Annotated in this window: 8 protein-coding genes; all 8 read right to left on the bottom strand. The window is 55.9% G+C overall.

Annotation, left to right across the window (positions count from 1 at the left end):
• Positions 1 to 72: 72 nt before the first annotated feature.
• Positions 73 to 699, bottom strand: coding sequence for a hypothetical protein (locus ACW7GZ_RS14700; RefSeq protein WP_457009996.1), 627 nt, complete (start codon positions 697 to 699; stop codon positions 73 to 75).
• 126 nt (positions 700 to 825) lie between these two features.
• Positions 826 to 1,257: a hypothetical protein gene (locus ACW7GZ_RS14695; RefSeq protein ID WP_457009994.1), complete on the bottom strand. Its 432-nt coding sequence runs from the start codon at positions 1,255 to 1,257 to the stop codon at positions 826 to 828.
• 67 nt (positions 1,258 to 1,324) lie between these two features.
• On the bottom strand, positions 1,325 to 1,879 hold the full coding sequence (locus ACW7GZ_RS14690; RefSeq protein WP_457009992.1) for a hypothetical protein: 555 nt from the start codon (positions 1,877 to 1,879) through the stop codon (positions 1,325 to 1,327).
• Positions 1,880 to 2,475: 596 nt separating this feature from the next.
• Positions 2,476 to 2,919 (bottom strand): hypothetical protein, encoded by a 444-nt coding sequence (locus ACW7GZ_RS14685; RefSeq protein ID WP_457009990.1) that lies wholly within the window; start codon positions 2,917 to 2,919, stop codon positions 2,476 to 2,478.
• A 461-nt stretch (positions 2,920 to 3,380) separates the two neighbouring features.
• On the bottom strand, positions 3,381 to 4,739 hold the full coding sequence (locus tag ACW7GZ_RS14680) for a hypothetical protein (RefSeq protein WP_457009988.1): 1,359 nt from the start codon (positions 4,737 to 4,739) through the stop codon (positions 3,381 to 3,383).
• 433 nt (positions 4,740 to 5,172) lie between these two features.
• Complete coding sequence (locus ACW7GZ_RS14675) at positions 5,173 to 5,532, bottom strand: hypothetical protein (protein ID WP_457009986.1); 360 nt, start codon at positions 5,530 to 5,532, stop codon at positions 5,173 to 5,175.
• Between the two features lie 161 nt (positions 5,533 to 5,693).
• Positions 5,694 to 5,951, bottom strand: coding sequence for a hypothetical protein (locus ACW7GZ_RS14670; RefSeq protein ID WP_457005658.1), 258 nt, complete (start codon positions 5,949 to 5,951; stop codon positions 5,694 to 5,696).
• Positions 5,952 to 6,446: 495 nt separating this feature from the next.
• Positions 6,447 to 6,803 carry a hypothetical protein gene (locus ACW7GZ_RS14665; RefSeq protein ID WP_457009984.1) on the bottom strand — a complete coding sequence of 119 codons (357 nt, stop codon included), beginning with the start codon at positions 6,801 to 6,803 and terminating at the stop codon, positions 6,447 to 6,449.
• Between the last annotated feature and the right edge of the window lie 130 nt (positions 6,804 to 6,933).

The following is a 6,933-nucleotide window of genomic DNA, read 5'->3' as shown; positions in this document are numbered from 1 at the left end:
GGATAAGCGAGGCGCTACAGATCGCCTGGAACCCAGCAACAACAGTGCGGGAAACAAGGCCTAACGCCAGAATTAAGCCGCGCCGCGAAGCGGCGTCGGCTTGAATGAATTGTTAGACCTTGCCACCCGGATCTTGAGAAGCCTGCCCGCAGCTATAAGGCCTTCAAACCGATCGAGAGCGAGCTTGGCCAGCCAACCAAAGAAGATGGCCCACGCGAACAGGCCAAGCACGGTATAGCCACTGACCACGGAGAATATCTGACCGGCGAACAGAAGCGGCGCGGCCGCTAGCACTGCGAATACAAGGTACAGAGCTGAGAATCGAATCAGAAGCCGCTTGCGGCGCTCACGTGATCTATAGCCTTCCTTGAAGCAGAAGGGCATCAAGCCACCGCTAGATCGCTGCAGAAAATCTTGACCAGTATGGAATGCAGAGAACGCTCGCAACGGCTGCTCTAGAAGCATCAGCCGCTGAATGTCACGGGGATGAAGAGGCTTTCGGCCAGTTAGAGCCGTATAGGCACTTTGGATCACCAGAGCATTAGCCCGGGAGTCTAGAGAACTTGCGAGCTCTTTTGAGTTGCTAAGTTGGTCTCTTAGTCTGGTTCGTCGTCTCTCAGCTATCTCATGCCAGAGCTTTGGCAGGCCGAGTACGCCTACCAACAGAGCAACCAGTTTGGCTACAACGTCAACGTCCATGCAAGGTCTAACGCCTAAGTTAAGCCGAGACGCGTAGTGGAGCGAAGCACATGGCAAGCTGTATCTGCCATGTGCTTTGCGGAACGAAGCGGCTTCGGCTTGAACGCATTGTTAGGCCGCGAACCCTCACAGCCTGACCCACGACTGACGAAGCCCCACAAGGTGGACCAGGCCAATGGCGAGGCAGATTGATGAACTCACGACCCAGAACGTGATGCTGTTGCCTGGAAAGTAGGCCATGACGGGAACGACCGCCACACCACGGACGAGGTAGATGGCCGTAACGGCAGAGAGAACTGTGCGACGCAGCGGAAGCTTGCGAAGAACGCCCGCGCCTGAGAGGGCGTAGGCACTCCAGATCGCCAAGACAGCGGCGATCGTGAGCGTAACCGCTGTGGGATACCAATGCCCTGCGGCGTGTAGCTGTGCCATCTGCTCGCCGGCGCCCAGAAGCCGGAAGAGCGGCGCCCCCACCGCCAGGCATGCCAGGTGCGTCAGGGCCGCAAGGCCACTCAGTGCGCCGCTGACGATCAGCAGCTTGTTGGTTGGTCCTGCCACGCGGCCCCCTGCGGCCTAACGCCAGAATTAAGCCGTGCCGCGAAGCGGCATCGGCTTGAATGATTTGTTAGGTTGCGGCTGCATGTGCAAAGGCAACCAACAAGAATGCTATGAAAGTCATGGCTTGAAGAAACGCGCAAATCCCTTGCCGGTTGAGGTTCTTAATTCGTGTCAAGTAACCGGCCTGCGGGTTGTTCCCGTGCTTCTTGAGGCTGCGCGCGACAGCCCACCGGGCCCAGAACGGCAGCGGCGCCATGAACTCCCGAAATACCCGATCCATTCGTACCCCAGACTGGATCTCTACCCCAAGCGCCTCTGCATGCTCTTGGATCTTTTGTTCCACCTCATCATGTTGAGCCAGGAGCGCAGGAATGGCTTGGCTCACGGTATTTCCAGCCTCGTACCCAACTCGCCCAAGTAACGCAAAGATCTTTGAGAGCAGTCCGAACAGACACGAGAAGCAAAGAAGGATTCCACAAGCCAGAAACCCAGAACTGCCAATGATTGGCACTAATTTGTCGGCATTGCCAACAAGGAAAGAAGCAACAGCCGCTGTGCCGACAAGCAACCACGTTGTAAAAGTATCTATGGGCTCGATGGCTTTGTGCGAGGCCTCAAACATTGAAGCGACAACTGCGTTCTCTGCGCTCTCGCGAGAGAGGTCGTTCCACTCGAGAAGAGACTCAACCCGCGGGTCATTTGTCATAGCAACCTAACGCCTGAATTAAGCCGCGCCGCGAAGCGGCGTCGGCTTGAATGAATTGTTAGGGCCCAACCGACGGCACATTAGGTGCGTCAAGGTTGCCACAGCTGCACCACAAACAATTGCCAAGAATCCTGTCCATGCCCCGAAAGGAAGCGCTACGAGACCTGGAGCCATGCCAAGCAGAACGGCATGCAGCCAGCTCGCACGATTGGATCTGAGTAGAGCTAAGTAGCCGGGCGCGCCTATGACCACGACGGGCAAGAAGCCGAGGATAACGGTGTAGGCGAACACGATTTTCACCGAGTCCAATGGATCTAGCAGCGAGTCCTCATGGAGCATCGAGTCTATGGCGCCATAGCTGCCCATGCCAAGAGCGACCATGAGCAACGCAAGGAGCGCTGCAGCCTCAACAAGTATCAGTTGCCGAAATAGGCTCATTGGGCCCTAACACCTGAATTAAGCCGCGCCGCGAAGCGGTGTCGGCTTGAATGAATTGTTAGGCCTAATAGCGACTATTGCTGAGATGGAAACTTGACAGAGATCGCCTTGCTTGCTTTCTCAAAGATATCGGTCTCTGTGGGCTCCCATCGAACCCATTCTCCGGTCTTTTTGATGCGGGTTGCAAAGGCGTGACCGTCGCGTCTGTACGGAGTGCTGTCGTCATGAGACTGGTAGAACTTCTCTCCGTCCGTAGTCCAACCAACTTGCGTCTGAAGAAACTTATCTCCTTCAAGGCTCCAGTCAAATGTCATCAGCATCGTCCATTCGCCGGTGGGCTGCTCGGCGATTGTTGCGCCGCGCCCATCACTGACAAGCAGCAAGTAAATGTTCGTATCTGAATCCCGTCTTACGTACGTGCCGGCGAGATCATCCGCAGACGCTGCTTCAACAGCAGAACCATCCGCACAGCCCGCCAGCAGCATGGCAACAACAACTAATGCTCTTAGGAACCTCATAGAACGACCCCTTTAGGCCTAACGCCTGAATTAAGCCGCGCCGCGAAGCGGTGTCGGCTTGAATGAATTGTTAGGCGCCACCTGCAGCGCCCGAAGAAACTGGAACTGTAATGCTCTCTTGCAGATGCTCGGTGTGCCAAGTGCTTGGGCCGCGCGCGTGGCCAGTAACCCGAACTGACGCATGGGTGTCGTCACGCCATGAAACGGATAGCTCAAGCTCAACTCTCTCGCCAGAGATGTCCAAAACATGCCCAATAGGAGGCGCGCCCACTAGAGCGAGCAAATCTGGCATGGGAAGCTGTCGGATTGCGTCCAGCTCTTTGGCCAATGCGGCGTATGCGTCTGACGTTTGCATGGGTGATTGGTATGGCGCCTAACGCCGGAGTTAAGCCGGACCGCCCGAGGCGCACCGGTTGGCGCCGAGGCCACGAAGCGGTCTCGGCTTGAACGAATTGTTAGACCTACAGTCCTGGAATATGGCTCTTGACGACCTCTTTCAGCAGATCTATAGCAGAGGAGCCGATCTCTTTGCCAATCCACAACGCAAAGGTCTTGAGTTTGCTGTGCGCGGCAATCTTGTTGGTTTGGCTTGTACCTTCATCAACAAGTTCAAGAAGCGAATTTTTTAGCTCTTGCTGTTGAGCCTCGCCATACTTGGTGATCAGCGTCATCAGTTCAGCAGCGCTCGCCCCAAGATTTGCTTGCCCAGTGAGCTCTTTAGACACGATTCCATGAACCGTTCCCGAAACGATCACGCCGTGATTTACAAGAATGTTAGGGGGTTGAGAGCCCACGCTGCCTGATGCGCCAACCGCTGAAACAATAGTCGGTGTAGGTGGGATAGCGGCTGCGGCGATCTCAAGAATCTCAGAATTTTCCAAGGCTAGACCCATTTCTGAGAGGGCATCTTCCAGACGGTGACGGATTGAGAGCATCTTTGTTTCTAAGTCATGCCGTATGTCCGTCCGGAGCCTGCGTGCCTCCTTTGCGAATTTCTCAACAAGAGCGGCTGTGTCCCTTGTAGGCACACCGCTCTGTTCCATGCGCATGATCGCTCTGCTTGGGTCTTGGACCGAATCAGAGACAACTTCTGTGAAGCTCTCGAATTCGCTATTGATCTGCTCAGCACTAACGGAATGGTCGGCAAAGAACTCGTGCACGATCCCGTTACCCGTTGTGTTTTGCTCGTGAGTGATGCGGAGATCTGAAACTCGAGTCAAGTAAATATGAAAGAGTTCGAGTACTTTTTTTGCCTCATTTGCAAAGATTCCATCACTTGGTACGTACACTCTAAAGATCAAATTACGTTGGTTCTGTTCAATAAAATGCGACGCTAGAACGCTCAGCTCCGCATTCGTGGTGTACGCGACCATGTTGATTCGATGCTTCTTAAAGATTCCCAGAACTTGGTCGACGATAATGCTTTCAGGGGGTACGAAATAGGGACTTGGGCCAAAGTAGCCGTCCTCTGAAAAGTCGTCAGCTCTTGCGGATGCTCCCGTAAGAATGGACTCATGAACAAATATGACGTGCTTTAGGCTTGAGAGCTTTGTAATCAGGCGATCTGAAACATCCGCATAGTCAGGGTTCGTAATATTTCTGAATGTAAAAGTAGTGGCTTTGCCAAGTACTGCAATCAAAGAAGGAATTTCTAGGGCTTCTACGATCGTCTCCCAGTTCTGGGGAGACGAATCAAGGCGCTTTTTCTTGTAGTTGAAGCCAGCGGCCTTGAGAGCCGAGGTTGCGCCCTCTCTATCGGATTCATTGAGGAACAAGAAATCCGGAGCCCGCGGTTCTTCGTCTTCTTCTATCGGACTCACAAATCTCTCCAGTAGGTCTAACACCAGAGTTAAGCCGTGCCGCGAAGCGGCATCGGCTTGAACGACACGTTAGGCCGCCGATGCCTGGCACCTGGCCCAACCCTTGAACCGAACACTACAACAACTTGCCGAGCCTTGGCCGTGCCTGTGAGAGCGGAGGCGAGGATTCACAACTCGCGCGGCCGAAGACCCCACCGTGAGCCAGCACGAGGCCGACTCTAGATGATCGTACTTGCGCCGAAGATGCGCCTGTCCGGAGCCGAGATGCATCACGAATGTCTGCCGTTGCCTTCACCGCGTGTGCGAGGTGCCAACTGCGCTGGATGAGCGGAGTGCATCAAGCGACCGGATGCCCTGCTCCAACAGTGCGGGAAACAAGGCCTAACGCCTGAATTAAGCCGCGCCGCGAAGCGGCGTCGGCTTGAATGAACTGTTAGCTCTGCAGGCCACGCGCAGCGGTCTGGCCAACGAAAGTGAGAAGGCCAGAACCAATGAACACTGCGAGCATGATGATTGTCGCGAGAAGGCCACGCTTGAGCCCCCTTGACCGGAAGAAGTAGTACGGCAGCGCCAAGACGGCAACAGCAATGACGCCTACGTTCAACCACGGGGTGCGTCTATAACCTAGCTGAGTTGTGTCCAGCCTGTACCACCAGAAGACCAGCAGCAGAAACACCGGCATGGTCCAAAGATCAACCGGTGAAAGATCAAGACCCGGGTACATGAGCTGGCCCACTGCACCAGTTGCAAATGATAGAACTCCGAACAGGACGACGGCTATTGTTTGGGTCACCGCGAATCCTCCCCCTGAGAGCTAACGCCTGAGTTAAGCCGACCCGTAGCGGGGCGGCGACTGGGTGCTAGCGTAGCGGATAAGCACCCAGGCGGTGCCCCGATGCGGGTTCGGCTTGAACGAATTGTTAGGCCGCTGCCGAGTAGTTGCGCGCACTAGCCCTACGCCAGCTTGCCATTGATGTATGCCACCGCACGCTGGGATAGCACCAGCGGTTGCGGGCCGCCGCCCTCGATGAAGTCAGTCATTTGTCCAAGCGGCGAAAGCTCTTTTGCGCCACTAACGAACTCGATGCCATGTTCATCGCCTCGATAGTCATGCCAGTAGTGGGCGATCAATCGACCGTCTTGGTAAATGCGGTACTTGTACGCCGCGAAAGACTCGCGCTTTGAGTCGTCCTGCTCAATCTTGTAACTCACGCGAAACTCCTTTGAGCGGCCTAACACTAGAGTTAAGCCGTGCCGCGAAGCGGCATCGGCTTGAACGACTCGTTAGGCCGCCGTTCCCTGGCACCTGCGCCCGACGTGCGGCAGCCCAACCCCTGAGGCGAACAGTACAACAAGCGCCGTGCCTGGTGCTGCCGAAACGCACCATGCGCGCGGCCAAGCACTCTCACCGCGCACCGCCCGTAGCCGACCCGGCAGGTCGAATCTTGCGAAGAGTCGCGCCTGTCCGAAGCCGAGGTGTTGCAGGGCTGACTGCCGATGCCTGCACCGCGCGTTCGAGGTGCAAACGCTGCGGATGAGCGAGGCGCTACAGATTGCCTGGAACCCGGCAACAACAGCGCGGGAAACAAGGCCTAACACCTGAGCTAAGCCGCGCCGCAGCGGGGCGTGAAGCACATGGCAAGCTGTTCCTGCCATGTGATTTGCGCCCCGATGTGGTGTCGGCTTGAGCGCATTGTTAGGCCGCGGCTACTTCCACTTGGCCGGCGCATGAGCACGGCATGATGTGATGCCAGTCAGCCCGTTGCGACCCATTGACAAGCGAATAGCTTGTTCGTTGATAGGGTCAATCTCACGCCCTTGCTTATCAGCTTGCTCGTGCGCGATAGAAGTCAGCGCTTGCTTGCAGGCAGCGGCCACTGCGTCGCTTTCTGGTATGAACTGGTAGCGAGAATAGTAGATGGAAATAGCAAAGCCATCTGGCCTAGGTTCGATTCCGTAGTCAGTGTTCTTGTCGTACTGACTGAGCGGTGCGTTCGAATGCTTTACGGCGGTTGCGCAGCCTGTCAAGGCTAAGATCGCGATGAATCCAACAAGCTTGTACATAACTTCCCCCTCGATGCTGTACGGAGCCTAGTTTAGCGGCCTAACACCAGAGTTAAGCCGTGCCGCGAAGCGGCATCGGCTTGAACGACTCGTTAGGCCGCCGCTCCCTGGCACCTGCGCCCGACGTGCG

This window comes from Luteimonas sp. A537 (genome assembly GCF_054052065.1).
The sequence above is the reverse complement of the archived record's forward strand: the minus strand, read 5'-3'. Positions and strand labels throughout refer to the sequence as shown.